This window comes from Cryptosporangium aurantiacum, assembly GCF_900143005.1.
Taxonomy (GTDB): Bacteria; Actinomycetota; Actinomycetes; order Mycobacteriales; family Cryptosporangiaceae; genus Cryptosporangium; species Cryptosporangium aurantiacum.
Window position 1 is genome coordinate 214453 of sequence record NZ_FRCS01000011.1, and the last position, 26370, is coordinate 240822.

24 protein-coding genes are annotated in these 26370 nt (G+C 71.0%); 8 read left to right on the plus strand and 16 right to left on the minus strand.

Annotated features, from left to right (window positions below; translation table 11 throughout):
• Positions 1-11 precede the first annotated feature (11 nt).
• Entirely contained in the window at positions 12-899 is an 888-nt protein-coding gene (locus tag BUB75_RS31160) for an MEDS domain-containing protein (protein ID WP_073261894.1), read from the plus strand.
• On the plus strand, positions 896-1840 hold the full coding sequence (locus BUB75_RS31165; protein ID WP_073261896.1) for a sensor histidine kinase: 945 nt from the start codon (positions 896-898) through the stop codon (positions 1838-1840). Before BUB75_RS31160 ends, BUB75_RS31165 begins: the two co-directional genes overlap by 4 nt.
• Here BUB75_RS31165 and BUB75_RS31170 read toward each other — a convergent pair.
• From BUB75_RS31170 to boxC, 3 genes are read right to left on the minus strand one after another with little or no spacing between them, the layout of a single operon-like run.
• On the minus strand, positions 1837-3417 hold the full coding sequence (locus BUB75_RS31170; protein WP_218617868.1) for a benzoate-CoA ligase family protein: 1581 nt from the start codon (positions 3415-3417) through the stop codon (positions 1837-1839). The two genes, BUB75_RS31165 and BUB75_RS31170, sit on opposite strands and share 4 nt — an antisense overlap.
• A gap of 13 nt (positions 3418-3430) precedes the next feature.
• On the minus strand, positions 3431-4876 hold the full coding sequence (boxB, locus tag BUB75_RS31175; protein WP_073261898.1) for a benzoyl-CoA 2,3-epoxidase subunit BoxB: 1446 nt from the start codon (positions 4874-4876) through the stop codon (positions 3431-3433).
• A 60-nt stretch (positions 4877-4936) separates the two neighbouring features.
• Positions 4937-6577: a 2,3-epoxybenzoyl-CoA dihydrolase gene (gene boxC / locus BUB75_RS31180; protein ID WP_073261900.1), complete on the minus strand. Its 1641-nt coding sequence runs from the start codon at positions 6575-6577 to the stop codon at positions 4937-4939.
• A gap of 130 nt (positions 6578-6707) precedes the next feature.
• On the opposite strand from boxC, the gene BUB75_RS31185 reads away from it, so the two are divergent.
• Positions 6708-7550 carry a PaaX family transcriptional regulator gene (locus tag BUB75_RS31185; protein ID WP_084741924.1) on the plus strand — a complete coding sequence of 281 codons (843 nt, stop codon included), beginning with the start codon at positions 6708-6710 and terminating at the stop codon, positions 7548-7550.
• On the opposite strand, the gene BUB75_RS31190 is transcribed toward BUB75_RS31185, so the two are convergent.
• Genes BUB75_RS31190 through BUB75_RS48250 form a run of 3 tightly spaced genes read right to left on the minus strand, consistent with a single transcriptional unit; the run spans position 7547 to position 11108 of the window.
• Complete coding sequence (locus tag BUB75_RS31190; RefSeq protein ID WP_073261904.1) at positions 7547-9259, minus strand: ABC transporter ATP-binding protein; 1713 nt, start codon at positions 9257-9259, stop codon at positions 7547-7549. The genes BUB75_RS31185 and BUB75_RS31190 overlap by 4 nt on opposite strands.
• Complete coding sequence (locus BUB75_RS31195; protein WP_073261906.1) at positions 9256-10977, minus strand: ABC transporter ATP-binding protein; 1722 nt, start codon at positions 10975-10977, stop codon at positions 9256-9258. The genes BUB75_RS31190 and BUB75_RS31195 overlap by 4 nt, the downstream gene beginning before the upstream one ends.
• Complete coding sequence (locus BUB75_RS48250; protein ID WP_281248400.1) at positions 10974-11108, minus strand: hypothetical protein; 135 nt, start codon at positions 11106-11108, stop codon at positions 10974-10976. Before BUB75_RS48250 ends, BUB75_RS31195 begins: the two co-directional genes overlap by 4 nt.
• A gap of 58 nt (positions 11109-11166) precedes the next feature.
• Between BUB75_RS48250 and BUB75_RS31200 the strand changes: the two genes are divergently transcribed.
• The gene (locus tag BUB75_RS31200; RefSeq protein WP_073261908.1) at positions 11167-11724 is read left to right on the plus strand and encodes a TetR/AcrR family transcriptional regulator; all 558 of its coding nucleotides are present in this window, start codon (positions 11167-11169) and stop codon (positions 11722-11724) included.
• A 129-nt stretch (positions 11725-11853) separates the two neighbouring features.
• Here the strand turns inward: BUB75_RS31200 and BUB75_RS31205 are convergent, their stop codons facing one another.
• Both BUB75_RS31205 and BUB75_RS31210 read right to left on the minus strand, forming a co-directional pair.
• Positions 11854-12480 carry a CoA transferase subunit B gene (locus BUB75_RS31205; protein WP_073261910.1) on the minus strand — a complete coding sequence of 209 codons (627 nt, stop codon included), beginning with the start codon at positions 12478-12480 and terminating at the stop codon, positions 11854-11856.
• Positions 12480-13235 (minus strand): CoA transferase subunit A, encoded by a 756-nt coding sequence (locus BUB75_RS31210; RefSeq protein ID WP_073261912.1) that lies wholly within the window; start codon positions 13233-13235, stop codon positions 12480-12482. Before BUB75_RS31210 ends, BUB75_RS31205 begins: the two co-directional genes overlap by 1 nt.
• A 92-nt stretch (positions 13236-13327) precedes the next feature.
• On the opposite strand from BUB75_RS31210, the gene BUB75_RS31215 reads away from it, so the two are divergent.
• Positions 13328-14080, plus strand: coding sequence for an IclR family transcriptional regulator (locus tag BUB75_RS31215; protein ID WP_073261914.1), 753 nt, complete (start codon positions 13328-13330; stop codon positions 14078-14080).
• A gap of 102 nt (positions 14081-14182) precedes the next feature.
• Here the strand turns inward: BUB75_RS31215 and BUB75_RS31220 are convergent, their stop codons facing one another.
• Both BUB75_RS31220 and BUB75_RS31225 read right to left on the minus strand, forming a co-directional pair.
• The gene (locus BUB75_RS31220) at positions 14183-14974 is read right to left on the minus strand and encodes a SigB/SigF/SigG family RNA polymerase sigma factor (protein WP_073261916.1); all 792 of its coding nucleotides are present in this window, start codon (positions 14972-14974) and stop codon (positions 14183-14185) included.
• Between the two features lie 511 nt (positions 14975-15485).
• Entirely contained in the window at positions 15486-16331 is an 846-nt protein-coding gene (locus BUB75_RS31225; RefSeq protein ID WP_073261918.1) for an SDR family oxidoreductase, read from the minus strand.
• Between the two features lie 119 nt (positions 16332-16450).
• Between BUB75_RS31225 and BUB75_RS31230 the strand changes: the two genes are divergently transcribed.
• Entirely contained in the window at positions 16451-17071 is a 621-nt protein-coding gene (locus tag BUB75_RS31230) for a TetR/AcrR family transcriptional regulator (protein WP_073261920.1), read from the plus strand.
• On the opposite strand, the gene BUB75_RS31235 is transcribed toward BUB75_RS31230, so the two are convergent.
• The 3 genes from BUB75_RS31235 to BUB75_RS31245 all read right to left on the minus strand — a co-directional run bounded on the left by BUB75_RS31235 (position 17072) and on the right by BUB75_RS31245 (position 19724).
• Positions 17072-18223: a serine hydrolase domain-containing protein gene (locus tag BUB75_RS31235; protein WP_073261922.1), complete on the minus strand. Its 1152-nt coding sequence runs from the start codon at positions 18221-18223 to the stop codon at positions 17072-17074.
• 135 nt (positions 18224-18358) lie between these two features.
• On the minus strand, positions 18359-18652 hold the full coding sequence (locus BUB75_RS31240) for a putative quinol monooxygenase (RefSeq protein ID WP_073261924.1): 294 nt from the start codon (positions 18650-18652) through the stop codon (positions 18359-18361).
• Positions 18653-18674: 22 nt separating this feature from the next.
• Positions 18675-19724 (minus strand): aldo/keto reductase, encoded by a 1050-nt coding sequence (locus BUB75_RS31245; protein WP_073262073.1) that lies wholly within the window; start codon positions 19722-19724, stop codon positions 18675-18677.
• Positions 19725-19826: 102 nt separating this feature from the next.
• Here BUB75_RS31245 and BUB75_RS31250 point away from each other — a divergent pair, with 102 nt between their 5' ends.
• Positions 19827-20735 (plus strand): helix-turn-helix transcriptional regulator, encoded by a 909-nt coding sequence (locus BUB75_RS31250; RefSeq protein ID WP_073261926.1) that lies wholly within the window; start codon positions 19827-19829, stop codon positions 20733-20735.
• Between the two features lie 13 nt (positions 20736-20748).
• Here BUB75_RS31250 and BUB75_RS31255 read toward each other — a convergent pair whose 3' ends face one another.
• The 3 genes from BUB75_RS31255 to BUB75_RS31265 are packed head-to-tail and all read right to left on the minus strand — an operon-like array spanning position 20749 to position 23227.
• Positions 20749-22077: a radical SAM protein gene (locus BUB75_RS31255; protein WP_073261928.1), complete on the minus strand. Its 1329-nt coding sequence runs from the start codon at positions 22075-22077 to the stop codon at positions 20749-20751.
• Positions 22078-22087: 10 nt separating this feature from the next.
• Positions 22088-22582: a flavin reductase family protein gene (locus BUB75_RS31260; RefSeq protein ID WP_218617869.1), complete on the minus strand. Its 495-nt coding sequence runs from the start codon at positions 22580-22582 to the stop codon at positions 22088-22090.
• 33 nt (positions 22583-22615) lie between these two features.
• A complete protein-coding gene (locus BUB75_RS31265; protein WP_073262075.1) occupies positions 22616-23227 on the minus strand; it encodes a TetR/AcrR family transcriptional regulator in 612 nt (203 codons plus the stop codon).
• Positions 23228-23290: 63 nt separating this feature from the next.
• Between BUB75_RS31265 and BUB75_RS31270 the strand changes: the two genes are divergently transcribed.
• Positions 23291-26368, plus strand: coding sequence for a glycoside hydrolase family 2 TIM barrel-domain containing protein (locus tag BUB75_RS31270; protein ID WP_073261931.1), 3078 nt, complete (start codon positions 23291-23293; stop codon positions 26366-26368).
• The last annotated feature ends 2 nt before the right edge of the window (positions 26369-26370 follow it).

A 26370-nucleotide genomic window follows, 5' to 3' on the forward strand; every position in this document is an offset into this window, starting at 1 on the left:
GAGGTGATCACATGACCGGCGTCGCGATGGCCGCCCGGCTGGAGCTGGGTGATCACGTCTGCTCGTTCGTCGACGGTCCCGACGACGGCCTGGACCTCATGGCACATACGGTCGCGGCGGGTCTCCACGCGGGCGACCGGGTTCTGCTCTTCGCCGAGTCGCTGTCGCCGATCGCCGTGCTGACCGGCTTAGAAGAACGGGGCGTCGCGACCGCCGAGGCCCGGCACGCGGGTCAGGTGCAGGTACTGCCGGCCCGGGAGGCGTATCTCCCGGCCGGCCGGTTCGAGGCGGCTCGCATGCTGGACGACCTGGCCGGACACATCGACCAGGCCGGCCGTGACGGCTATCGCGGGCTGCGGATCGTCGGCGACATGGCCTGGGCGCTGACCGAGCCCGCCGGAATCGACGAGCTGCCCCGCTACGAGGCCTGCGTCAACAGCCTCTTCATGGACGAGGGATCGCTCGCGCTGTGCCTCTACGACCGGCGCACGTTCCCTCGCGAGCTCTTGCGCCGCGTGGCCTGCTCCCATCCGGCCTCGGCCGCTCCCGAGGTGGACCCCGGCTGGACGCCGCTGCTCCGCATCCGCCGCACGACCGACCCCTACGGCCTCCGGCTGACCGGCGAATCCGACCTGAGCAACCGCCAGTCGCTGGCCGCGGCGCTGGACGCCGTCCTGGAGCAGCAACCCGACCCCGCCGTCCCGATCCTGATCGACGTCGCGGGGCTCGAGTTCGCCGACGCCGCCACGGCTGCCGTGCTCGGCCGGCTCGCGGTACGGGCCCCCAGCGGCGTGCAGCTCGCCGGGCCCCGCGCGGCGGTGGCGACGGTATTGGACCACCTCGGCTTCGCCGAGGTGCCTGAGTTGGACCTGACCTGCGCGAATGGCGCCGTTGCATGATCGATGACTTCGTCCACCCCGCGCTCCTCTATCGCGACGACGAGGAGTACCTGGCGGGCACCGTGCCGTTCGTCCGCGAAGGGCTGGCCGCCGGGGAACCCGTCGCGGTCGCCGTACCGGGTCCGAACCTGGCGCTGATCCGCGAGGCACTCGGCGCCGACGCCGAGCAGGTGTTGCTGCGCGACATGACCGTGGTCGGCCGCAACCCGGGCCGGATCATCCCGACGGTCCTGCTGGCGTTCGCCAACGCCCACCCCGGACGCCGGGTGCGCCTGATCGGCGAACCCATCTGGGCCGGTCGCAGCGCCACCGAATACCCCGCCTGCGTCCAGCACGAGGCCCTGATCAACACCGCGTTCACCGGTCGGCCGGCGACAATCCTGTGCCCGTACAACGTCGCGACGCTCGATCCGGCGTGGGTCGACGACGCGTACCGCACGCATCCGATCATGGTCGATCCGACCCGCCGCTACGACAGCGCGCACTACGACGATCCGCTCGCGGTCGTGGCCGGTTACAACCGCCCGCTCCCCGAGCCACCGCCCGGCGCGGCGAGCCTCGCCCTCGACCTCTTCGCGCTGGCGGCCGTCCGTCGTTTCGTCACCGAGCAGGCTCACCGGGCGGGGCTGCCGCCGGAGCGGGTCGTCGATCTCACGATCGCGATCACCGAGCTCGCCGAGAACGCGGTCGAACACGGCGGTGGCACCGGTCGGCTCACGATCTGGGCGGACGACGGCCAACTGGTCTGCCAGGTGGCGGACAGCGGGTACCTGCGCGACCCACTCGCGGGGCGCATCCCGGTGACCGACCGCACCGCCGCCGGGGGCCGCGGTCTGCTGCTGGTCAACCAGCTGGCCGACCTCGTCCGGGTGCACTCCACGCCGGGGGGTACGAGCACTCGGCTCCACCTCTACCTGGACTCCGTCGCCGAATACGCTTAGGCCGCGGTCAGGCGCTCCACCGCGATCTCGCGGACGCGGAAACGCTGAAGCTTGCCGGTCGCGGTGACCGGCATCGCGTCGAACAGCAGGACGTGGCGGGGACGCTTGAACGAGGCCAGGCCCTCCCGGCAGAACTGCACCAGGTCGTCGCTGGTGGTGCCGGAACCTTCGGCCAGGACGACGCACGCCACCGGCTTGTCGAGCCCGGCGGCGTCCGGCACCGAGACGACGGCCACTTGGACGACGTCCGGATGGGCACGGAGGCGTTCTTCGACCTCGGTCGGGGACACCCAGATGCCACCGGCCTTGATGATGTCGTCGGTCCGGCCCAGCGACGAGTAGTAGCCGTCCGCGGAGCGGACGTAGGTGTCGCCGGTCCGCACCCAGGGGCCCTGGAAGACGCGGCGGGTGATCTCGGTGCGGGCCCAGTAGCCGGTGGCGGCGGAGTTGCCGCGGACGTAGAGGTGGCCGGGGGTGCCGTCGGGGACCGCGATCCCGTCGTCGTCGACGATCTTCGCGTCGTACCCGGCGACGATTTCGCCGGTGGCGCCGGCGCGGGTGCGGCCGGGGCGTCCGCTGATGAAGATGTGCAGCATCTCGGTGGAGCCGATGCCGTCGAGCATCTCGACGCCGAACGACGTGGTGAAACGTTCGAACAGCGGCTTGGGGAACGCTTCGCCTGCCGAGACGCAGGCCCGGACACCGGCGAACGCGTCGTGCGGGAGACCGGCGGCGAGCAGCGCGGCGTAGTAGGTGGGTCCGGCGAAGAACAGCGTCGGGCGGTGTTCCTGCAGTACCCGCAGGGTGGTCTTGGGGTTGGGGCGGGAGCGGTCGAGGACGGTGCTCGCGCCGACGGCGAACGGGAACGTGAGGCTGTTGCCCAGGCCGTAGGCGAAGAAGATCTTGGCGACCGAGAACGTGACGTCGTCGGGTCCGATCGTGAGGACGTCGGCGGCGTAGGTCTCGGCGGTGTCGCGGAGGGAGCCGTGGCGGTGGATCGCGGCCTTCGGTGTGCCGGTGGTGCCGGAGGTGTAGAGCCAGAACGCGGGCGACTCCGCGGTCGTGGGATGAACATCGGTGGACGCGCCCGCGCCGGACGCGACGAACGACTCCCACGGCCAGACCGGGACGCCGAGCACCCGCGGCAACGGGTCCTGGCCGGCCAGGACGACGACGTCGGTGATCTCGGGCAGGCCCTCCAGCGCGGGTGCGAGCCCGGCGAACTCCGCGGACAGGACGACGATCCGGGCGCGGCTGTCACCGGCGAGCGCCTGGATGTCCTTCGGCGTGAGCATCGTGCTGACCGGCACCGGCACGGCGCCGATCCGCAGCGCGGCGAGGAACGCGGTGACGAGTTCGGGCGTGTCGCCCATGCAGAGCAGCACGCGTTCCTCGGGTCGCAGCCCGGCGGTGCGCAGGGCTGCGGCGAATCTGTGGATGTCGGTGTCGAGGTCGCCGTAGGTGAGTTCGCGGACCGATCCGTCCAGGTCGATCGCGGTGATCGCACGCCGGTCCGGTGTGGTGGCGGCGTGCCGGCTCACCAGCCACTCGGCGGCGTTGAACAGCGAGGTGGCCACGGTGCCCCTCCCGTCAGAAGCGGACGTAGTCGTACTCGACCGGCAGATCGTTGATGCCGTGCGCGGGCGGTGCGATCCAGCCGGCGAAGTCACCCGGCTCGTAGTGCGGAACCATCAGTTCGGCCACCCGGGCACGGTCCTCCGCCGTCGGCAGGTAGGCGGCGACCGCCTCGGGGTCGTCGGTGAGTGTGCCGTCCGGAAGGACGTGGTGTCCGGCGAACGCACCGACCTTGCGGTTGAACCCCTCGTGCGGCAGGTACAACCGGGCGTCGACGCCGGCCTTCTCGAGTTCGGCGTTCCAGCGCTTGACGCCGCCCGCGCAGTCCGCGGCGTACTCGTTGCGCAGATCGAGGTTGAGCGCGGTGAGCATCGGCACGGTCTTCACGCCCATCCGGCCGTCCTGGATGACCGGGACGTCCATCGTGGCGTCGGTGAGCTGGTGGTCGTCCTTGCGGCGGGTCTCCATCCACCGGCCCTTGAGCCCGGCGGTGTAGTAGGCGGCGACGTTGGACGAGGATTCGGAGCCGAACAGGTCGAGGGAGACCGAGTACTGGAAGTTCAGGTACTTCTGGATGACGCTCAGCGGGATGCCTCCGTGGTCCCAGAGGTCGTCGGTGCCGTGCTGTGCCATCAGCTCCGCGGTGCGCTGGACCGTCCGCTGCACACCGGTCGTGCCGACGAACATGTGGTGCGCTTCTTCCTTGAGCATGAACTGGCAGGTCCGCGCCAGCGGGTCGAAGCCGGATTCTTTGAGGGTTCCGAGCTGGTACTTGCCGTCGCGATCGGTGAAGTACGTGAACATGAAGAACGACAGCCAGTCGGTGGTCTCCTCGTTGAACGCGCCGAGGATGCGGGGTGAGTCGAAGTCACCGGAGTTGCGCCTGAGCAGTTCCTCGGCTTCTTCGCGGCCGTCCCGTCCGAAGTAGGCGTGCAGCAGGTAGACCATCGCCCACAGGTGCCTGCCCTCCTCGACGTTGACCTGGAACAGGTTCCGCATGTCGTAGAGGCTCGGGGCGGTGAGGCCGAGGTGGCGTTGCTGCTCCACGCTCGCCGGTTCGGTGTCGCCCTGCACGACGATCAGCCGGCGCAGCTCGCTCCGGTACTCACCGGGGACCTCCTGCCACGCGGGTTCTCCCTGGTGCTGGCCGAAGCCGACCGTCCGGTCCGGGTCGCGTTCGGCGAGGAAGATCCCCCACCGGTACTGCTCCATCGGCACCCGGTCGAAGTGTGCCCAGCCGTCCCGGCCCACCGCGATCGCGGTGCGTAAGTAGACGTCGTGGGTCGGGATCGACGGGCCCAGCGTCTTCCACCACTCGAGGAACTTCGGCTGCCAGCCCTCCAACGCCCGCTGCAACCGCCGGTCACCGGCCAGGTTGACGTTGTTCGGGATCCGCTCGCTGTAGTCGATCCGCGACACCGGCCCGGTCGGGGCCGGGGCGTCACCGATTCGCTCGGTCATGGCTCACACTCGCTTCCGGTCGCCGGAGGTTCAGTGGCGCGCGCGCAGGCTTGGTCATGCTCACACTCGCTTCCGGTCATAGGCTGCGCGCTGCCCGGTGCCGTACCGGCGCAGCGCGCCCTCGGGGCCGGCGGCGTTCGGCCGCTGGAAGATCCAGTTCTGCCAGGCGGTCAGGCGCCCGAAGACCTTGGTCTCGGCCGTCTCGGCACCAGCGAACCGCAGGTTGGCCTCCATCCCGGTCAGCGCGTCGGGTGAGAAGCTGGCCCGTTCCTCGACGACCAGGCGGATCTCGTCGTCCCAGTCGAGGTCGTCGGGCGCGGCCGTCACCAGCCCGAGCGCATCCGCGTCCGCCGCGAGCAGATCGCGGTCCAGCGCTTTCTCGACCGCGGCCAGTTCGTCGGCGCTGCCCAGGAACCGGGTCTGCAGCCGGGACTTCCCGTTGCTCATCGGCAGTAGCCCGGTGTTGAACGCATCCAGCCGCACCACCGCAGGGGGCTTCGGATCCTCGTCGTCCTCGAACTGCCCGGTGAGCATGAACTGCCGGTCCGCGGCGAACGCGATCTCGGCGAGGCTTCCGACAAAACAGCTACCGGGCTCGATCAGCGCGAACAGGCTCCGCGAGGTGGTGTCCAAGCGCTTGAGCGTCCGCCGGTAGAACCCGATCGTCTCGTTCACCAGCCAGTCGTCGCGGTGCGTGAGCAGAAACTCGTCGTACGCCGCGACGAGCGCCGGATCACCCTCGGTCTTCAGCAGCCAGGTGCCCAGATCGAGCTCGTTGGTGCGTAACCGCAGGATCGCGTCGTCCAGCTCGCGGGTGGTCGCGAGCAGCCAGGCCCGGTCGCCCTCGGCGTGCACGTCGGCCGGGACGCTCTCCGGACCGGCCACGACGAGCGTCGCCGTTCCCGCGCTCCGGTCGAGCTCCACCCGCACGTGCGGATACCGGATCACGTCCCCCTCGATCTCCCGCCGCAGCGGGGTCAGTGTGATCCCGGTGGCGCCGGACCCCGGACGGGTGGATCGCGCCGCCGCGTCCGCAGCCCTCCGCGCCACCTCGGCGTCAAAGTCCCGGGCCTTCGCCACCGCGTCGACCAGCCGCCAGCGCACCGCCCGCTCGCCGCGCACGCCCTCCGCCGTGGTCGCGAACACGTCGGCCAGATCCCGGCGGACGCCACGCTTGTCGACCACCCGGGTCAGGCCACCGGTACCCGGTAGGACGCCCAGCAGCGGCACCTCCGGCAACGACACGGTCGAGGAGTTGTCGTCGATCAACACGATCTGATCGCAGGCCAGCGCCAGCTCGTAACCGCCACCGGCCGCGGTGCCGTTGAGCGCCGCGATGAAGGTCAGCCCCGGCGAGTCCTCCATGCCGTTGCGGGTCTCGTTCGTGAACTTGCAGAAGTTCACCTTCCAGCTGTGCGCCGAGGACGCCAGCATCTTGATGTTCGCGCCGGCGCAGAACATGCGGTCGAGGGCGCTGGTGACCACGACCACTTTCACTTCCGGGTGCTCGAACCGGATGCGCTGCAGCGCGTCGTGCAGCTCGATGTCGACGCCGAGGTCGTAGCTGTTCATCTTCAGCTCGTAGCCGGGTACCAGCCCGCCGTTTTCGTCGACCGCGAGTGTGAGCGTGGCGATCTCCCCATCGACGCTCAAACGCCAGTGCTTGTACACATCGGGCGCAGTGTCGAACGAAACGGTCATCAGCGTGTCCCGCTTCCTCGCTCGGGGCTTCCCGACCATCGTGGAACTTGCTACACATGATTTGCAAGGCTGCGGCGTGATGTAGTTCTTTTCCCGGTGGCAGCGACGCATCGAATGTCAGGATGTCGGCGTGACCACTGCGGAAGGACCGGTCGTCACCCGGCGACAGCAACTCGGGGCGGCCAGCGCGCCCAGCCTGCTCCTGACGATCCTCGGTGAGTTCGTGCTCCCCGGCCGGCGACCGGTCTGGACCGCCGCGCTGCTCGATCTGATGAGCGAACTGGACATCGCCGAAAAAGCGATCCGGCAGGCCATCATGCGCACCGCCGACAGCGGCTGGATCGAAGGTTCCCGCGTCGGCCGGGAAACCCAGTGGGCTCTCACCGACGCCGGTATCCGGCTCCTCCAGGAGGGCACCGAACGCATCTTCGGCTTCGCCGCGCACCAGCGCCCCTGGACCGGGCACTGGCTCGTCACCAGCGTCAACGCTCCGGAGAACCAGCGCGCGCTGCGTCACAAGCTCCGCACTCGACTCGGGTGGGCAGGCCTCGGGGCGCTCAACAGCGTCACCTGGCTGACGCCGTGGACCGACCGCGAAGCCGAGGTCCAGGGCGTCCTCGACGGGCTCGGCCTCGCCGCCAACAGCTGGTCGTTCATCGCGACCGCCGGACAGATCGGCGACGAGCGCTCGCTCACCCGCACCGCCTGGGACCTCGACGACATCGAACGCCGCTACGAGTCGTTCCTCGACCTCGTCGGCCGCCGCCGACCACGCACCGACCGTCAGGCGCTCCTCGCCCAGATCCGCCTCGTCCAGGAGTGGCGCCGCTTCCCGCTGCTGGACCCGGGGCTGCCACGCGAACTGCTGCCGCCGCGGTGGAGCGGGCACCGGGCCGCGGCGGTGTTCCGCGAGCGCCACGGCGCTTGGGCACCGCGCGCTCAGGCAGCCTGGACGGAGCTAGCCCACCGCTAGGCCGCGGGTGCCGTCAGGGACAGCGTCCAGAAGTCGGCGTACCGGCCGCCGTGGTGCAACAGTTCCTCGTGGCTGCCGCTCTCGACGATCCGGCCACCGTCGGCGAAGACGATCCGGTCCGCGCGGCGGACGGTCCGCATCCGGTGGGCCACGATCACCACGGTCCGGCCCGCCATCAGGCGCTCGATGCCCTCACCGACCGCGGCCTCGTTCACCGGATCCAGCGCGGACGTCACCTCGTCCAGCAGCACGATCGGCGCGTCCTTCAACAGCGCACGGGCGATCGAGACCCGCTGACGCTCCCCGCCGGAGAGCAGCGCACCGCCCTCGCCGACGTTCGTCGCCCAGCCGTCGGGCAGCCTGTCGACCACCTCGTCCAGCCGCGCCGCAGCCGCTGCCGCCCGCAACGCCGCGTCATCGGCGTCGGGACGGCCCAGCCGGACGTTCTCCTCGATCGTGCCGTCGAACAGGTAGACGTCCTGGAAGACGATCGCGATCCGCGCCATCAGCTCCTCGGTGCTGATCGCACGGACGTCCACCCCGCCGACGCGCACCGAGCCCGCGTCCACGTCGTAGAACCGGGCGAGCAACTGCAGGATCGTGCTCTTGCCCGCGCCCGAGGGCCCGACGATCGCGAGCCGCTGTCCCTCCGGTACGGCCAGCGACAGGTCGTCGACGACCGTCCGGCTGCCGTGCCGGAAGCTGACCGAGACGAACTCCAGGTCGTGCCGGTCGGGCCGGATCGGGTCGGACGCTTCGGGCAGCGGCGGGGTGCTCAGGATCGTGTCGAGCCTGGTCAGCTCGGTACGGGCGCCGCGGAGCCGCCCGCCGAGCTCGGTGAGCGACAGCAGCGGATCCGCGCAGCGGGCGGCGAGCACGAGCGCGATGAGGACGTCGGCCGCGCCGATGGTTCCGCCGAGCGCGAGTGCGGCACCCAGCGCCAGCACGGCGGTGAACATCGTCTGCACGACGAGCGCCAGGCCCACCGCGCCGGGCAGCGTCAGCACGGTGGAACGGCGTGACGCGAGCTGAACGTCGCGCAACGCGTCATCGAGCAGTGCGAACCGTTCCGCGGTCCGGCCACCGGCCCGCAGCACCGGCTGGGCCTGCAGGTACTCGACGACCCGCTGGGCGGCCTTCCGGTCGCGCGCCGCGCTCTCCGCGTCGGCCGCCGCGGTCGCGCGGCCGACCCGGGCCTGGATGGCCGCGACGACCGGTGCCGCGAGCAGCGCGGCCACCCCCAGCTGCCAGTGAAAGACGAGCAGGATGACGACGATCGTCAGCGGCGTCACGCACGCGGAGACGAACGGCGCCAGCAGATGGGCGATCACGCTCATGGCCTGCAGGACGCCGCGGCCGGCCAGGATCGAGACGTCCCCGACGCGACCGGCGCCGTACCAGCCGAGCGGCAGCCGGGCCAGCTGATCGCCGAGCCGGCGGTACATGCCGCGCAGCATCGTGGTCCCGACGCGGAAACCGGCGAGGTCGCTGCGATACCGCAGCACCGCGTAGACCGCGACGGCGGCGCCGAGCCCGGCCAGCCACGGCCGGGCGTCCGCGGGACGGTCGTCGAGCAGGGCTCGCAGCACGGGGATCAGCAGCGCGTACGCCAGCCCCTCGGCCACCGAGGCCGCGGTCATCAGCCCGATCGTGCGGCGGACCGGCCGGGCGTAGTCGTGTCCGAGCACGCGCAGCAGCAATCGGATCATCGGTGCTCGCTCTCCTGGGAGCGCCGGAACGCGGCGAACTTCCCGTCTCGGGCCATCAGTTCGACGGGGTTGCCGCGCTCGACGATCACCCCGTCCTCCAGCATCACGACGACGTCGGCGTCGGCGATCGTCTCCAGGCGGTGGGCGATGACCAGCACCGTCCGGTCACCGGTGAGCGTCGCCAGGACTTTCCGGACCGCGTGTTCGGTCTGCGGATCGGCGAAGGCGGTCGCCTCGTCGAGCACGAGGACGGGCGTGTCGGCGAGCAGCGCGCGGGCGATCGCGAGCCGCTGGGCCTCGCCGCCGGAGAGTCCGGCCTCCGCGCCGATCACGGTCTCGTAGCCACGCGGCAACTCGAGGATGCGCTCGTGGATGTTCGCCAGCCGGGCGGCGCGGACGACGTCGTCGCGGTCAGCGTGCGGTGCGGCCAGCGCGATGTTGTCCGCGACCGACGCGCGCAGCAGACGAACGTCCTGAAAGACGAACGAGACGCTCCGGTAGAGCTGCGCGCTGCCGATCTCCCGCAGATCGACGCCGCCCAGGACGAGCTCGCCGTCGGTCGGGTCGAAGAACCGGGGCAGCAGCTGGACCAGCGTCGACTTCCCGCTCCCCGACGGCCCGACCAGCGCGGTGACCGTCCCGGGCTCCAGCACCAGGCTGATCCCGCGCAGCACCTCCCGACCGGGCTCGTAGCCGAACCGGACGTTCCGCAGCTCCACCCGGTGCCCGCGCGGTGCGACCGGTCGCGCCGGTTCCGGGAGCGGCTCCACGTCGAGCACGTCCCGGATGCGGCCGACCGCCCGGCGGGCGGCCTGCAGGTCGTCGAAGCCGTGGCCGAGCGCCGCGACCGGCGCGGTCAGCCCCGGTCCGAGCAGCAGGAACGGCAGCAGGTCGGCGGGGGCCAGGCGACCGCCCGCGATCAGTGCCGTGCCACCGATCAGCACGACGAGCAGCACGAACGGCGGTGACAGCGCCAGCTGCATGCCCGCGGCGATCCCGGAGATGCCGCGCACCCAGCGGTTGAAGACGCCGACGAAGTCGTCCACGGCGGTGACGAACCTGCGGTGTGCGCGGCCCGAGCCGCCGAACGCTTTGACCACCGCGATGCCCTGCACGAACTCGACGGCGGAACTGGCGATCCGCCCCATCGCGCCGTCGAACTCCTGCTGTTCGCGCAGCCGGGCCGGCGTCATCATCAGCGGGACCAGCGCCACCGCCAGGAGCACCGGGATCAGCGTCACGACCGTGAGCAGCCAGTCGACGCTGACCAGGTAGGCGAGCGCGACCAGCGGCACCACGAACGCGGAGACGAGTTCGCCGGGGGTGTGGGCGATGAACGGATGGACGGCGCTCACGTCCTCCCCGACCACCTTCGCCAGCTCACCGGTCCGGCGCCGGGAGAACCAGCCGATCGGCACGCGTCCCAGCCGCTGCGCCAGAGCCCGGCGCAGGGTCAGTTGCACCCGGCCGTCGAGCAGATGGCCGAGCCCGGACGAGGCTCCCGTGAACAGCAGCCGCACGAACAAGCCGACCGCTCCCGCCAGCACCGCGGCTCGGGCGTCGCCGTGGTCGACCGGGCCGGGCGCCAGCAGCAGCCGGCCCAGTTCGACGACCGCCAGCAGCGGCGCCAGGCCCGCGACCGCGCCGACGACCTGCAGGGCGACGACGCCCGCGAGGCCCCGGGCATGGGGGCGCAACAGCGGTGGCAGGGTCGTCATCGCTCGTCCGCCCCGGGTAACCGGCTGCGCAGGAACGCGAGGATCTCCCGCCGGGCCAGGCGCGCCTCGGTCCCGTCGGCCCGGTCCCGGAGGACGATGCGGGCGCGCAACGAGGCTTTGCTGCTGCTCATCGGACCTCCTCCTATTACGCTACTCACGGTAGCGTAATAGGAAAGATAGCCTATCGGCGTGCAGGCATCCACTCCCTCCGTCAGCGCCGGGCGTCCTCGCTCGGACCTGCACGCGACCGTTTTCGCCGCGACGCTGCGGACCGTGCACGAACTCGGTTACGCGGGCGCGACGATGGACCGGATCGCGGTCGCGGCGCAGGTGGCCAAGACGACGCTCTACCGGCGCTGGCCGTCGAAGGGCGCGCTGATCGTGGACTGTCTTCTCGACGCGTTCGGCCCGGTACCCGTCGAGGGCACCAGCCGGGCGGAGATCGTCGCGACGGCGATCCGCTGGAGCGCGGCCAAGATCGCGCAGCCCGGCGTGGGCGCGGCGTTCGCGGGTGTGTTCAGCGACGGCGTGAGCGACCCCGCGCTGCGCGAGATCCTGTCCACCCGGCTGCAGGACCCCTACCGGCTGGTGCTCCAGGAGACTCTGGACGAGCCGGAGCGCCGGGTGCTGTTCCTCATCGACGTCGTCACCGGGACCCTGCTCCACCGGATGGGAATGACCGGCCGGCCGATGGACGACGAGGACGTCGACGCGCTGGTCGAAATGGTCCTGCGCGTGTTCCCCTGACCCCGCTCACCAGCGGCACGGGTGGCCTCGGCGGGCCGCCGCGCGGCGGCCCGCCGGATGACGCGTTCTGGGGCTGTAACAGGTGCTGAGAGACCGGATTCGCGTGCTTCGGCGTCGAGTTGGAAGCGCTCAGGCCAGTGAGGGCTCGGTCTTGGCGCGGACCTCGTCCTCGGTGACGCCGGGCGCGGTCTCGACCAGCCGCAACCCGTCCGGGGTGACGTCCAGGACCGCGAGGTCGGTGATGATCCGGTGGACGACGCCGCGACCGGTGTACGGCAGCGAGCACTCGTCCACGATCTTGTACGAGCCGTCGCGAGCCACGTGCTCCATCAGCACGATCACCCGCCGGGCGCCGTGGACGAGGTCCATCGCGCCGCCCATGCCCTTGACCATCTTGCCGGGGATCATCCAGTTCGCCAGGTCACCGGCCGCCGACACCTGCATCGCGCCGAGGATCGCGACGTCGATCTTCCCGCCGCGGATCATGCCGAACGACGTCGCGGAGTCGAAGTACGACGCCCCGCGCCGCACGGTGACGGTCTCCTTGCCCGCGTTGATCAGGTCCGGGTCGACGTCGTTCTCCTCCGGGTACGCGCCGACCCCGAGGACGCCGTTCTCGCTGTGCAGCACCAGTTCGACGTCGTCCGGAACGTAGTTCGGGACCAGCGTCGGCAGGCCGATGCCGAGGTTCACGTACGACCCGTCAGTCAGCTCCACGGCCGCCCTGGCGGCCATCTCCTGCCGTGACCAGCCCATTACGCTCGCACCGTCCGCTTCTCGATCCGCTTGTCCGCTGCCTGCTCCGGCGTCAGCGCCACCACCCGGTGCACGTAGACGCCGGGCGTGTGGACGTCGTCCGGGTCCAGCTCGCCCGGCTCGACCAGCTCTTCGACCTCGGCGATCGTGATCCGGGCGCACATCGCGGCCAGCGGGTTGAAGTTCCGCGCCGCCCGCCGGAACACCAGGTTGCCGTGCCGGTCGCCCTTCCAGGCGCGCACCAGCCCGAAGTCGGCGACGATCGCCTCCTCCAGCACGTGCTCCCGGCCGCCGAACACCCGGATCTCCTTCGGCGGCGACGCGACCGCCACCGCACCGTCCGCGGAGTACCGCCACGGCAAGCCACCCTCGGCGACCTGCGTGCCGGCGCCGGTCACGGTGAAGAACGCCGGAATCCCCGAGCCGCCTGCGCGCATCCGCTCCGCGAGCGTGCCCTGCGGCGTCAGCTCCACCTCCAGTTCACCGGCGAGGTACTGGCGGGCGAACTCCTTGTTCTCCCCCACGTACGACGCGATGATCCGCCGCAGCCGGTGAGCGCCGAGCAGCACGCCCAGCCCCCAGTCGTCCACACCGGCGTTGTTCGAGACGACCTCCAGGTCGCGGGTCCCGGCCTCCAACAGCGCGCCGATCAGCACGGCGGGGATCCCGCAGAGACCAAACCCGCCGACGGCCAGCGTTGCCCCGTCCGGGACGTCCGCGATCGCGTCGGCCGCGGAGTTCACGACTTTGTGCATGACGCGATCCAACCTCGTGTCCGGGCGACGTCAACTGAGCGGACGCGAAGTGCTCGTTCCCTGCGGGCGCGAACCGGTCTAGCGTTCACTGAGTGAACGCACCGCCGGACGTACTGGGTCGCGCCACCGCACTCCTGCGCGCGGTCTCCACCCGCGAGCCCGACGGCGCCACCACCGCGGAGTGTGCCCGCGCCACCGGCGTCGCCCGTCCCACCGCACACCGGCTCCTCACCGCGCTCCAGGGCGAAGGCCTCGCCGACCGCGACGACGCCGGCCGGTGGCACCTCGGACCGGAGTTGTACCTGCTCGGAACCGTCGCCGCCGCCCGCTACGACGTCACCGCGCTCGCCCAGCCCGCGGTCCGCCGCTTGGCCGTGGCCACCGGCGAGAGCGCGTTCTTCTCGATCCGGCGCGGCGACGAGACCGTCTGCCTGCTCCGCGAGGACGGCAGCTTCCCGATCCGCTCCCACGTCCTCTACGAGGGGATCCGCTTCCCGCTCGGGGTCGCGTCCGCCGGGTTGGTGATCCTGTCGTACCTTCCCGACCGCGACGTCGAGCGTTACCTCACCGACGCCGACCTCGCCGCGGCGTACGGCTCGTCGCACGCGCCGAAGGAGGTGCGCGCCCGCATCGCCACTACCCGGCGTGACGGGTACGCGGTCAACCCCGGACTCATCGTCGAGGGCAGCTGGGGCATGGCCGCGGCCGTGTTCGACGCGCACGACCGTCCGGTCGGCGCGCTCACGCTGACCGGCGTGGAACACCGCTTCGCCCCGCAGCGCCGCCCGCAACTGGGGCGGCTCCTGCTCGACGAGGCACACCGCCTCACCGGGGCGGTGCGTTGACCGGGGTCGTTACCGCGACCGGGGTGCATCCGGCCGCGGACGCGGTCACGGTCACCTCCCCCGGCGTGTGCCCGGCCCGGAGCACGGCCAGCGCCCGGCCCGTCACGCCTCGGCCTGCAGCCGCTCGCGGAGCCGGGTCAGCGTCGCCGACAGCAGCCGGGAGACCTGCATCTGCGAGACGCCGACGTCCCGGGCGATCTGGCTCTGCGTCCACTCGTCGAAGAACCGCAGCCCCAGGATCCGCCGCTCCCGGGCGGGCAGCCCCGCGATCAGCTGCCGTAACACCTCCCGGTTCTCCACCATCCCGAGCGCCTCGTCGACCTCACCCAGCGACTCGGCCAGCGAAGGCCCGTCGGTGATCGGCGCGTCCAGCGCCACCGGCGCGTAGGAGTTCGTCAGTTGCAGGCCCTCGCGGACCGCCTCCACCGGGACGCCGAGGTGCTGCGCGAGCGTCCCGGCCGTCGGCGCCCGGTTGTCCCGGTGACTCAGCTCCGCCGCCGCCGCGTCGAGCCGCAGATACATGTCCTGCATCCGCCGGGGCGGCCGGACATACCAGCCGTGATCCCGGAAGTGACGCCGGATCTCCCCGGCGATCGTCGGCACCGCGAAGGCCAGGAACACCGTGCCCCGGCTCGGGTCGAACCGATCCACCGAGGTCACCAGCCCGATCCGGGCCACCTGGACCAGATCGTCGGTCAGCTCACCACGGCGGACGTAACGACGGGCGATGTGCTCGGCCAACGGCAGATGCACCACGATCAGCCGCTCGCGGAGCATCGACCGCTCCGCGGTGTCCGCGTCCGGTGCCGCCAGACGCTCGAACAGCGGCGCGACCTGAAAATAATCGGAGTAGTCGAGGTGATCGGTGGGCTCGATGACCGGGGCCAGAGTCATGTCCGTCCTTTCTCACGAACGCGATGTCTGACTCTGTTCCGGCTGAGGGTCCGACCGCACCAGGGACCCTCCCGGGCCGATCACTGGTGTGTCACCGGGGGTACCGGGGGCCGGCGGGGGCCGCAGGGCCTGAGTGCACCGGGCCTCGGCGGGCCGGGACTTAGCGGACCGATCACGCGGCGGCTTCCGGCGCGGCCGCCGATCCCGGCGTCCGCGTCGGCCCGGCCGACCGAGTCGGCGCAACCCCGCCTCGGCCTCCGCCGAATGCTGCTCGTCGTCCCGATCGCGACGATCCTCGCCATCGTTCTCGCGCTCATCGCCGCAGCCGTGCAGGTCGCTTTTCCCCGGTATCGCGGGGAAAGCGTTCATCGACTCGACGTGCACAACGGACCATTCACCCGCAACCTTCGGCGGACGCGGAGTGCGCACCTTGCGCTCCGGATCAGGGGTATGCGAGGACGAGGTTGCCGTTGCCAGGGCCGTGCCCAGCCGTGGGACGGACCCGACGCCATCAGGCGTCCCCGGCAGCCGAAACCGCGTGCTCAGCGGCCCGGCTCACCTTCTCCCACCCGGCCCACGTCTCCATGCGCCGACGCGAGATGTCGAACGCCAGGTCGTACACCATGCTGCCGAGCAGCAACCGCAGCGGCGGGTCGTCGCTGTCGACCAGTTCGAGCAGCGCCTCGGCGGCCAGCCGGGGTTCGCTGTCGACCGAGCCTTCCGCCCACTGCTTCTCCAATTCTGCGCGAAGCGGCGCGTACGCCTCCATCGGCGTGGTCGATGCCATGCTCGTGTACAAGTCGGTCCAGTACCCACCGGGCTGCACGATGCTGACCTTGATCCCGAAGGTCGCAGCCTCCATGGCGAGCGCCTCGCTCAGACCTTCCAGCGCGAACTTGCTCGCGCTGTACATCCCGGTGCTCGGGAAACCTCCGAGCGCGGCGATGCTGGAGATCTGCACGATGTGGCCGGAACGCCGCGCACGCAGGTGCGGCATCACGGCTTGGCTGACCCAGAGCGCCCCGAACAAGTTGACCTCGAGCTGGGCCCGCGCCTCGGCCTCGGTGAACTCCTCGACCATGCCCATGGACATCGTCCCGGCGTTGTTGACGACGACGTCGAGCGAACCGAACCGCTCGACCGCGGTGGCCACCGCGGCGAAGACCGCTTCCCGGTCGGTGACGTCGAGCGGCAGCGTGAGCAAGCGGTCGCCATGACGCGGGTCGAAGTCGTCGCGGGTGATCGTCCGGGCCGCCGCGACGACCCGGTCACCGCGGTCGAGCGCGGCCACGGCGAACGCACGACCGAGACCGCGGCTGGCGCCCGTGATGAACCAGGTGCGTGAAGGGGTGCGCATGGAATCTCCGATCTCACGCGACGAGACGGTTCGTCTCGTCCTATGCCGAGGAAAGTAAACCACGCGGAAACCGCTGTCAAGACGGTACGGTCCGTCTCGTCCCCTGCTAAGGTCGTTTCATGACGACGCGACGAGCCTCGCCGAACGCAGCCCGGCGGAACGAAGCCTCGCGGCGAGCCACCCTCACCGCCGCATTCGACCTGCTACAAGAGGTCGGCTACGCCAAGCTCAGCATCGAGGGCATCGCCGCGCGCGCCGGCGTCGGCAAGCAGACCATCTACCGGTGGTGGCCGTCGAAGGGCGCCGTGGTCTTCGATGCGTTTCTGCTGCTCAGCGAGAGCGCCGAGGGCGGGCCGCCGGTCCTGCCCGACACCGGCGACCTGGAAGCGGACCTCACAGCAGTGTTGCTCGCCACGATCGAAGAGTTGAACGACCCCCGGTACGACCAGCCGATGCGCGCGCTGGCCACCGAGATCGCCCATGACCCCGAACTGGCAGCTGCCTACGCGGAACGGCTCGACGGGCCGTTGAAGGACGCCAAGCGGCAACGGCTGCGCAGTGCCCAGCAGGCCGGGCAACTCGCCGACGACCTCGACCTCGACGTCGCGGTCGAGATGATCTGGGGACCCGTCCTCAACCGATGGCTCCAACGCAGCGGACCGCTGACCGCCGACTACATCGACCGCGTCATCACGACGGCCCTCAACGGCCTGCGCCCCCGCCCACCGGCAGCGGGATGATCACTCCCGCCGGGCCACCGCCCGAAGAAACGCGACGGTCTCCAGTTCCCGGTTGTCGGCCTCCTCCGTCGAGGTGCCGTACCTGCGGTTGGCCGAGAGCTTCACGATCGTCGTACTGCTCACCCGGTCGACGTAGACGAACTGGTTGTAGACGCCGATCGCGCTGAACTCGCCGCGATCACCGGCGGGCAGCCACCACTGATAGCCGTACCCGAGGTCCACGTGCTCACCACCGACCAGCGGCTGACCGGCCTCCAGGTGAGGAGCCGCGACCGTGATCGAGGCGTCCACCCAGGCGGCCGGGACGATCTGCTCGCCCTGCCATCGGCCTCCGCTGCGGTAGAGCTCTCCGACCTTGGCGTAGTCGCGCGCGGTGAGGTTGAGCCCCCCGAACGCCACTTCGGTACCGACGGCGTCCAGCAGCCAGTATCCGGCCGACTCCATTCCGAGCGGCTCGACCAGCTTCTCGCGCATGTAGTCGGTGAGCGAGCGGCCGGTCGCCCGGGCGACCAGCGCGCCCAGCACCTGGGTCTCGCCGGAGTTGTAACGGCAGACCGTCCCCGGAGGGTTCTCCCGCACCATCGACGCGACGAACTCGTCGAGAGTGCCGATACCGGCCATCGCGGCGGTCAGGCGGAAGATGTCGGACTTCGGGTCGTTGTAGTCCTCGTTCCAGCGCGCGCCCGACGACATCCGCAGCACGTCGCGAATCGACACCTGGTCGTAGGCCGAGCCCGGTTGGACCGGCACGTAGTCGCTGATCGGCTCGTTGATGTCGGTGATGTGCCCCTCGGCGACCGCGATGCCGGCCAGCGCCGAGACGAAGCTCTTCGCCACGGACATCGACAGCCACTGGACGTCCGGTCCACCGGTCAACCAGTAGCTCTCGTACCGCACGGCGCCGTCGACGAGTACCAGCAGCGCGGCGGTGTCGGTGTCGGCGAGGAAATCGGCGGTCGAGCGTGTTTGCCGCCCGAACGGGAACGTGGCCGGCAGGCGGATCGGATCGCCCTGCGGCCAGGAATACGGCTTCGACGAGGGAGCCATCTCGCTGGTGGGGACCAGGTCCTTCATCCGGCAGAAGTTCTCGTGCTGGGGCGCCCCGGTGAACAGCCCGAGCTCGGCCATCGAACTGCGCGGTAGGTCTGTCACGGTTCTCTCCTCAACGGCGAGGTTCGCCGCGGACAGGGCCTCGGCTCGCCGGCGACGGTGGATCTCGACGCCTTCCCGGCCGCGCTCGGCGCGCCGATCGAGAAGAGCGATCGAGACCCACCGTAATGAGACCGATCAGTCTTCGATGGTGGTCCCGCGAACCAGCCAGGTCGGGCCCTCGGCGATCGGCTCGATCACGGCGAAGAACGCCGCGAAGTACGGGCCCGCGCAGTGGGCGTCGAACGCGGCTTCGTCCGCATAGGCCTCGTTGAGGTAGAAGCGCTCCGGCCGCTCTGGGTCCTTGATCAGCTCGAACCGGAGCGTGCCCGGCTCGTTGGCCGCCGAGTCGCGGCCGTCCTGCAACGCGGCGGTGATGAACTTGTCGTGGTGCTCGGTGGGAACGTCGAACGCGACAGCGATGTGGTACATGGTTTCTCCTCGGTGCGGATGGTCAGGCTGCGGGACGGAGGGGGCCTTCGCCGGCGCCGGAGCCGGCCAGGGCGGCGGTGATCGTGTCGAGGTCGTCAGCGGTCAGACGCAGGTCGGCCGCGGGTGTCCAACCGGCTACCTGGTCCGCTCGGCGGGCGCCGACGATCGCGCCGGTGACGCCTGGCCAGGCCAACACCCAGGCGACGGCCACCGTGGCCACCGGCACGTCGTGACGCGCGGCGACGGTGCGGAGCGCGTCCGCGACCAGGAGGTTCGCCGCCAACCGGTCGGTGAAGTCCGGATGCGCGCGCCGCCAGTCGTCGGCGGGGAGCGACGCGACGCGTCCGACGTCGAACGCGCCGCTCAGCAAGCCGGAGGCCATCGGCGAGTACGCGATCACGCCGGTGTCGTGCGCGGCGGCCCAGGCGATCTCCGGTGCCGCGCCGCGGTGGATCGCCGAGAACGGCGGCTGAATCGCGTCGACGTGCGCGATGGCTTCCGCACGGTCCAGCAGCGCGACGTCGTGGTTGGACAGTCCGATCGCGCGGATCTTCCCCTCGGCACGGAGGTCGGCCATCAGCTGCCAGTAGTCCTCGACCGGGGTGGCGAGCCGTGACCCGCCGAGGTCTCCGACGCCGCCGAGCAGCTCGCCGTCGCCCGGCCAGTGAACCTGGTAGAGGTCGATGGCGTCCACGCCGAGCCGCCGGAGCGACGCCTCCAGGTCCCGCCGGACGACGTCCGGGTGCATGGTCTTGCGGACCGGCCCGAACGGATCGTCGGACACCAGCCCGCACTTCGTGAACACCAGCGGCCGGTCCGCGGCGGGAAGAGCACGCAGCGCGCGGCCGACGACTTCCTCGGAGTGGCCCGCGCCGTAGATCGGGGCCGTGTCGATCCAGCTCACCCCGGCCTCGACGGCAGCGTGAACGGCGGCGACCGAGTCGGCGTCGTCCTGTGGACCCCAGCCGAAGCCCCAGCCCTGGCCGGCGATCGCCCAGGCGCCGAAGCCCACCGGTGTGATCGGAATGCCGCTCCGGCCGAGTGGCCGGGCGGCGAGCGTCGTGTTGGTCATGGCGTTGATGCTCAGCGGTTGTGGCCGCGGCAGGCAGTTGGCGTCCACCCTGGGGCTGCGAACCCCTGGCACTCGGGCCGCCGCCGGAGGGACGATTCCGGCATGGATCGTCGTACCGAGTTCGGTGCCTACCTGCGTTCCCGTCGAGCGCGCTTGCGTCCGCAGGACGTCGGGCTCTCCGAGGGCATCGGCAACCGCCGCGTTCCCGGCTTGCGCCGGGAAGAGCTCGCGTTGCTGGCCGGCGTCAGCGTCGACTACTACGTCGAGCTCGAGCAGGGCCGCGCAGGCGCGGTGTCCGACGTCGTGCTCGACGCGATCGCCCGTGCACTTCGTTTGGACGACGCCGAGCGCGCCCATTTGGCCAACCTGGCTCGCCCCGAACCGCCCGCGCGACGGCGGCGCGTTCCGCGGGCGACGGTGCGGCCGGGGTTACGGCTCCTCCTGGACACCGTCGACGGCCATCCCGCGTACATCGTCGGGCCGCGCACCGAGGTACTCGCGTGGAGCCCGCTCGCGGCGGCGCTGTTCACCGACTTCGGCGCGCTCCCGGCCCAGCAGCGGTACATGGCGCGGCTGGTCTACCTCGACGAGAGCTGGCAGACGCTATACGTCGACTGGGAGAGCAAGGCCGCCGACGTCGTCGGGTTCCTCCGCCTGCAGGCCGGTCGCCTGCCCGACGACCCGGACCTCGCCGCGCTGGTCGGCGAGCTGTCGGTCAAGAGCGACGCGTTCCGCACCCGATGGGCCTCGCAGAACGTCCGCGAGAAGACGTTCGGCACGGTCGCGCTCCACCACCCGGCCGTCGGCGACCTGGACCTGTCCTGGGAGAGCCTGCGCTCCCCGACCTCCGACGACCAGACGCTCGTCGTCTACTCCGCGACGCCGGGGACGCCGACCGCGGAGCGCCTGCGCCTTCTGGAGAGCTGGAACGCGCCGGCCGCGGCTCCGCAGCGAACCGCCGATCGACCGACCAGTACTCCGCAGCCCTCCGACCCGGGCCGACCGCGGTGACGGCGGCCGGGGCTCATCCGGCGGAAGTAGCCTTCTCCGGCTCAGCGGGCAGGCTGTCCATGAACGAGCTGACCGAGAACACCGCGTTCCCCGGCCCGGGCGGGCCGTAGCCGGGCGGGCTGGTCAGGCCGTTGGCCTCCATGACCGCCCGGTAGGTCTGCAGCAGCCGCACGTGGTACTCCAGCGGCGCACCCTGCGGGTTGGACTTCCCGAGCGGTGTCGTCGGCTCCGGGCACCAGGTGGTGAACCGCGGAGTGATACCGCGCGACATGAAGTACTGCAGGCCCTCGGCGGTGGAGTCGATCGCCTCGTCAACGCTGGTGAAGCCGTGCGGCGCGGCCATCTCGATGCCCGCGACGAAGTTCGGAATGACGTTGCGCGGCCCGAACACCTCAGCGGAGTCGAGGATGCGGCGGTGCCACTCTTCGCGTCCGACATATCGTTCTTTGCCGGGGCAGTGAAGCTCGAAGAGCTTCTTGTCCCACACCTCATAGTTGGGGTGGTAGATCTGGATGCCGTAGTCCTTGAAGCGCTGCACGTCGGCGCGCGGCAACGCCTGGGCCACGACCTTGCCGATCCACCGGCCCGGGAAGCGCTCCTCGATCGCCTGGGCGTAGCGGCCGTAGAAGTCGGCCTCGGCCAGCCCGTCGACCTTCCGCGTGATGCTGCCGCCGGTCAGCGTGTACGCCTTCGACGTGCGTGCGGTGTCGTACTTGTCGATGATCGCCAGCGCTTCGAGGATCTCGTCGGTCGGCTTGACGGCCGTGTACGGACGCCCGGCCGCCTTGTGCTGGCGGTAGTTGTGGTTGATGTCGCAGTACTGGCACTCCTCGGTGGCGCCGAAGTACTGACAGAGCCGGTACGCCGTCAGGTAGATGAGGTAGCCCCACTGGATCGTGGGCGCGACCTCCATCACGGACTTCCCGTTGGGGAGCGTGTGCCGGTAGTAGTCGGGCATCGGCGGCAGGCCGACGTCCGCGATCGGTCGATCGTCCAGGTACAGGCGCATCCGACCGTCATCATCGGTTTTGACGCGATACGGCGAGCCGGGGTTCACCCGCACCGACACGACCGTGCGGCGCAGCTCGTACGGACCGCCGGTGAGCACGATCTCCTCCGGCGGGCGGCGTAGCGCCGCACTGCCCAGCTCAGGCAGGGTCCGGTGGTCGAACGAGAAGATGAAGTACGACTTCGGCTTGACGTCGCCGTCCTCGTTGTCGGTCAGGGCCGAGTCGTCGAAGGCCAGCCCGCCTCGCAGCAGATCCTCCTTGATGACCGCTTCCTTCGGCACGTGCGGAAAGCGACCCATCAGGTCTTCGACGAGGTCAGTACGGGTTGGCATAGGCACGATTTTACGCCGGTGACGTGACGAACTCCCTGCGGTGGTAGATCAGCCGCCCGTCGTCCGGGCCGTGGAACACCTCGAGCACGGCCGCGACCACCACCGTGGAGTCGCCGACCGGGAGGCGGTGCAGCGGAGCCGCGCGGAGTGCGGCCAGCGCACCCGGCAGGATCGGCTCGCCCGACGGCAGCGTGTCCCATCCCTGGTCGGGCGTGAAGCGGCGCCCGTCGGTGTGCGCGAACTCGTGCGCCAGGCCGGCGTGCGTGGAGCCGAGCAGGTGGACGACGAAGCTCGGCGCCTCGAGGATCGCGCCCGCGGCCGACGTCCCCATGACCGAGAACGACAGGGCAGGCGGAGCGAGCGAGACCGACGCCACACTGGAGGCGGTCAGCCCGACGGGACCGTCCGGCCCGGCCGTGCTGATGACCGCTACACCCGTGGGGTACCGGCGGAAAGCCGCCTTCATCCCCTCGGTGACCTGGTCTGTTGCCGTTACGAGATCCACGGGCGGAGGCTAAAACCTCAACCTAGGTGCAGGTCAAGTGGAGGGCGCCGGGCTCTCCGCGGGTAGCACGATCACGTCGAAGAAGCTCTGCAGGTGGGACGCGATATCGACCGCGTCAGGGTCGAGCAGCCACTGGAGCTGCAGACCGTCCCAGAGCGCCACCAGCGATGCGGCCGCGACCTCCGGCGTCATCCCTGGCCGGAGCCGGCCCGCGTCCGCCAGGTCCCGGAACTTGCGCGTGTACTCGTCCCGGATGCCCGCGAGGCGTCGGCTCATGTACTCGCGGCCCGGGTTGCCGCGGGTGACCGCCTCACCGGCCAGCACCGTGTACAGCTCGATGACGCCCTGGATCGTCTCGTTCGCGCGGACCTGGCGAAGCACCGCGTCGATGAACGCCCCGCCGGGGGGTAGCACGACCTCGCCCATCTCGTCGCGCTTTCGGAGCACGGCCAGCAGCAGGTCGCTCTTCTTCGGGAAGTAGTGCAGGAGGCTCGTCTGGCTCATGCCGACCAGGTCAGCGACCTTCTGCAGCGAACCGCCCGCGTACCCGTGCGCGGCGAACACCGTGAAAGCGGCGTCGACGATCGCGGCCCGGCGTTCGGCTGCTCCCGCGTACGGCCCGCGTGGGCGCCCGGCACTGACCACCGCACCAATGTAGGTCACCCGAACTTCGAGTAGCTACTCGAAGTTCGTGCTAGCGTCGCCCCCATGTCTTCCGACTACCTCACCGACCGCGGTCCGGGGCGTGGCCGCCGCAGCCCCGCTCGCTCCTGGCTGCACAGCGACGCCCCGGCGCTGTCGCTGGACGGGGACTGGTCGTTCCGGCTGCTCCCGGCGGCGCCGTCGACGCCGGCCGGGCGCGGTGTGCTGCCGGAGGACGAGGCGATCGACGGTTTCGCCGCGGTCGGCTACGACGACGCGGCGTGGGGCGCGATCGGCGTCCCGTCGCACTGGGTCCTTCCCGCCGATGGCCGCCGTGGTGCGCCGATCTACACGAACGTGCAGTTCCCGTTCCCGACCGAGCCGCCGTTCGTGCCCGACGAGAACCCGACCGGGGACTACCGGCGGCGGTTCGACCTGCCCGATTCGTTCGCCGACACTGAGCGGACCCTGCTGCGCTTCGACGGCGTCGAGTCGCGGTACGTCGTCTGGGTGAACGGCACCGAGGTCGGCGTCGGCGTGGGCAGCCGGCTGGTGCAGGAGTTCGACGTCACCGGGCTCCTCGTCCCCGGCGAGAACGTCGTCGCGGTGCGGGTGCACCAGTGGTCGGCGTCCAGCTACCTCGAGGACCAGGACCAGTGGTGGCTGCCCGGAATCTTCCGCAGCGTCACGCTGCTGGGCCGCCCGGCGGGCGGGATCGACGACGTCTGGCTGCAGACGCCGTTCCACGGCACGGCCGGGGCCGCGGGCCCTGCCTCGATCGTCCCCGAGATCTCGGCCGGCCTCGCCGCGTTCCCGGTCACGCTGTCGGTGCCCGAGCTCGGGGTGCACACGACCTGGAACCGTCCGGAGGACGTCGGCGCGATCGAGCTGGCCGAGGTCCGGCCCTGGTCGGCGGAGGATCCGCAGCTGTACGACGCGACGGTGTCGAGCACGAGCGAGCGCGTCACGCTGCGCCTGGGCTTCCGGACCGTCCACATCGACGGCGACGCGTTCACGGTCAACGGCCGCCGCGTCGTGTTCCACGGCATCAACCGGCCGGAGATCCACCCGGATCGCGGGCGGGTGTTCGACGAGGATTTCGCGCGCCGGGACCTCGCGCTGATGAAGCGCTTCAACGTCAACGCGATCCGCACCGCGCACTACCCGCCGCACCCCCGGCTGCTCGATCTCTGCGACGAGCTGGGCTTCTGGGTGGTGCTGGAGAACGACCTGGAGACCCACGGGTTCGAACGGGACGCCTGGGCCGAGAACCCGAGCGACGACCCCGCCTGGCACGACGCGTACGTCGACCGCATGGTGCGCGCCGTCGAGCGCGACAAGAACCACCCGTCGATCGTCCTGTGGTCGCTCGGGAACGAGGCGGGCACCGGGAGGAATCTCGCGGCGATGGCCGCGTGGGTGCACGGGCGTGACGCCACGCGTCCCGTCCACTACGAGGGTGACTACACGGGCGTCTACACCGACGTCTACTCGCGGATGTACGCGTGGGTCGACGAGGTCAGAGCGATCGGGGCCGGGGACGCATCGGTCACGCTGCTCGGCTGCACGCCGGCCGAGGCGGCCCGGCAGCGCGCGAAGCCGTTCCTCCTCTGCGAATACGTGCACGCGATGGGCAACGGGCCGGGAGCGATCGACGACTACGAAGCGCTGGTCGACGAGTACCCGCGGCTGCACGGCGGGTTCGTCTGGGAGTGGCGCGACCACGGTCTGCGCACACGGACGCCCGACGGCGTCGAGTACTTCGCCTACGGCGGCGACTTCGGCGAGGTCGTGCACGACGGCAACTTCTTGCTGGACGGCATGCTGCTGAGCGACGGGACGCCGTCACCGGGTCTGTACGAGTGGGCGCAGGTTGTCGCCCCGATCCGGCTGCGGGTGGTGCGCGGTGAGGCGGGCGGCGTCGACGTCCGGGTGGAGAACCGGAGGCACTCCACCGACGCGTCCGACGTCGAACTGCGCTACGCGGTGACGCACGACGGGGTGGCCGCGCACGGCGGGGTCATCGCGCTGGCCGGGGGCGCGCCCCGGGCCGGAGCCAGCGCGGTGTTCTCGCTGCCCGACCTCGACGTCGCCGCGTCCGGCGAGACCTGGCTCACCGTCGAGGCCGTGCTGGCGCGGGAGACCGCGTGGGCCCCCGCCGGGCACCGGATCAGCGCCGCGCAGCTCGACCTGACGCCACCCCGGCGCACGGTCGCGCGGGTGTCGACCGTGGGCCGCGAGATCCCGGTGCCGCCCCGGACCGACCTCGGCCCGGCGACGTTCACCCACGGACGGCTGTCCGCGCTCGCCGGTCGGCCGGTGGTGGGTCCCCGCCTCGAACTCTGGCGGGCCCCGACCGACAACGACCGCGGTCAGTGGATCCCTCCCCGCGACCGCGATGTGGACGTGATGCGCGACCGGCATCGCAAGGACCTCTACCTGCAGAGCCGGTATCCCAGCGCGGTCTCGACCTGGCGGCACGAGGGGCTGCACCGCCTGGTCGGGCGGCTCGAGTCGATCCGCGCGACCGAGCAGGCAGTTCACACCCGCACCCGGTACGGCGCGGCGAACTCCCGGCGGGCGGTCACCGTGCACGAGTCGTGGAGCCTCGCGGACGGGGACCTGTGGCTGGACCTCGACCTCGTTCCGACCGCCGGGTGGGACACGTCGTGGCCGCGGCTCGGCGTCCGGTTCGACCTGCCGACCGACGTGCACAGCGTGTCCTGGTTCGGCACCGGCCCCCGGGAGTCCTACCCGGACAGCCGGCACGCCGCGCTCGTCGGCCGGTACTCCTCGACCGTCGACGACCTCACCGTCGACTACGGCCGCCCGCAGGAGAGCGGCCACCGCAGCGACGTGCGCAGCCTCGAACTGGCGACCGCCGACGACCGCGCCTGGCTCCGGATCGACGCGACCCGGGACGCGGCCGGGCGGCTGCCCGGATTCACGCTCCGGCGGCACACACCCCAGCAGGTCGACGCCGCCGCGCACTCGTACGAGTTACCGGAGCCCTCGGCGACCTACCTGTGGCTGGACGCCGCCCAGCACGGTCTCGGTAGCCGCGCCTGCGGGCCGGATGTCGCTGCCCGCTCCACGCTCCGCCCCACCGCCCGGTCGCTGCGCCTGAAGTTCGGCGCCGTCTGACC

Bases quoted from the DNA above. Each gene is read 5' to 3' on its own strand.
- BUB75_RS31160 (WP_073261894.1), top strand. From the start codon at position 12: ATGACCGGCGTCGCGATGGCCGCCCGGCTGGAGCTGGGTGATCACGTC.
- BUB75_RS31165 (WP_073261896.1), top strand. From the start codon at position 896: ATGATCGATGACTTCGTCCACCCCGCGCTCCTCTATCGCGACGACGAG.
- boxB (WP_073261898.1), bottom strand. From the start codon at position 4,876: ATGACCGAGCGAATCGGTGACGCCCCGGCCCCGACCGGGCCGGTGTCG.
- boxC (WP_073261900.1), bottom strand. From the start codon at position 6,577: ATGACCGTTTCGTTCGACACTGCGCCCGATGTGTACAAGCACTGGCGT.
- BUB75_RS31190 (WP_073261904.1), bottom strand. From the start codon at position 9,259: ATGATCCGATTGCTGCTGCGCGTGCTCGGACACGACTACGCCCGGCCG.
- BUB75_RS31195 (WP_073261906.1), bottom strand. From the start codon at position 10,977: ATGACGACCCTGCCACCGCTGTTGCGCCCCCATGCCCGGGGCCTCGCG.
- BUB75_RS48250 (WP_281248400.1), bottom strand. From the start codon at position 11,108: ATGAGCAGCAGCAAAGCCTCGTTGCGCGCCCGCATCGTCCTCCGGGAC.
- BUB75_RS31205 (WP_073261910.1), bottom strand. From the start codon at position 12,480: ATGGGCTGGTCACGGCAGGAGATGGCCGCCAGGGCGGCCGTGGAGCTG.
- BUB75_RS31210 (WP_073261912.1), bottom strand. From the start codon at position 13,235: ATGCACAAAGTCGTGAACTCCGCGGCCGACGCGATCGCGGACGTCCCG.
- BUB75_RS31220 (WP_073261916.1), bottom strand. From the start codon at position 14,974: ATGACTCTGGCCCCGGTCATCGAGCCCACCGATCACCTCGACTACTCC.
- BUB75_RS31225 (WP_073261918.1), bottom strand. From the start codon at position 16,331: ATGCGCACCCCTTCACGCACCTGGTTCATCACGGGCGCCAGCCGCGGT.
- BUB75_RS31230 (WP_073261920.1), top strand. From the start codon at position 16,451: ATGACGACGCGACGAGCCTCGCCGAACGCAGCCCGGCGGAACGAAGCC.
- BUB75_RS31240 (WP_073261924.1), bottom strand. From the start codon at position 18,652: ATGTACCACATCGCTGTCGCGTTCGACGTTCCCACCGAGCACCACGAC.
- BUB75_RS31245 (WP_073262073.1), bottom strand. From the start codon at position 19,724: ATGACCAACACGACGCTCGCCGCCCGGCCACTCGGCCGGAGCGGCATT.
- BUB75_RS31250 (WP_073261926.1), top strand. From the start codon at position 19,827: ATGGATCGTCGTACCGAGTTCGGTGCCTACCTGCGTTCCCGTCGAGCG.
- BUB75_RS31255 (WP_073261928.1), bottom strand. From the start codon at position 22,077: ATGCCAACCCGTACTGACCTCGTCGAAGACCTGATGGGTCGCTTTCCG.
- BUB75_RS31270 (WP_073261931.1), top strand. From the start codon at position 23,291: ATGTCTTCCGACTACCTCACCGACCGCGGTCCGGGGCGTGGCCGCCGC.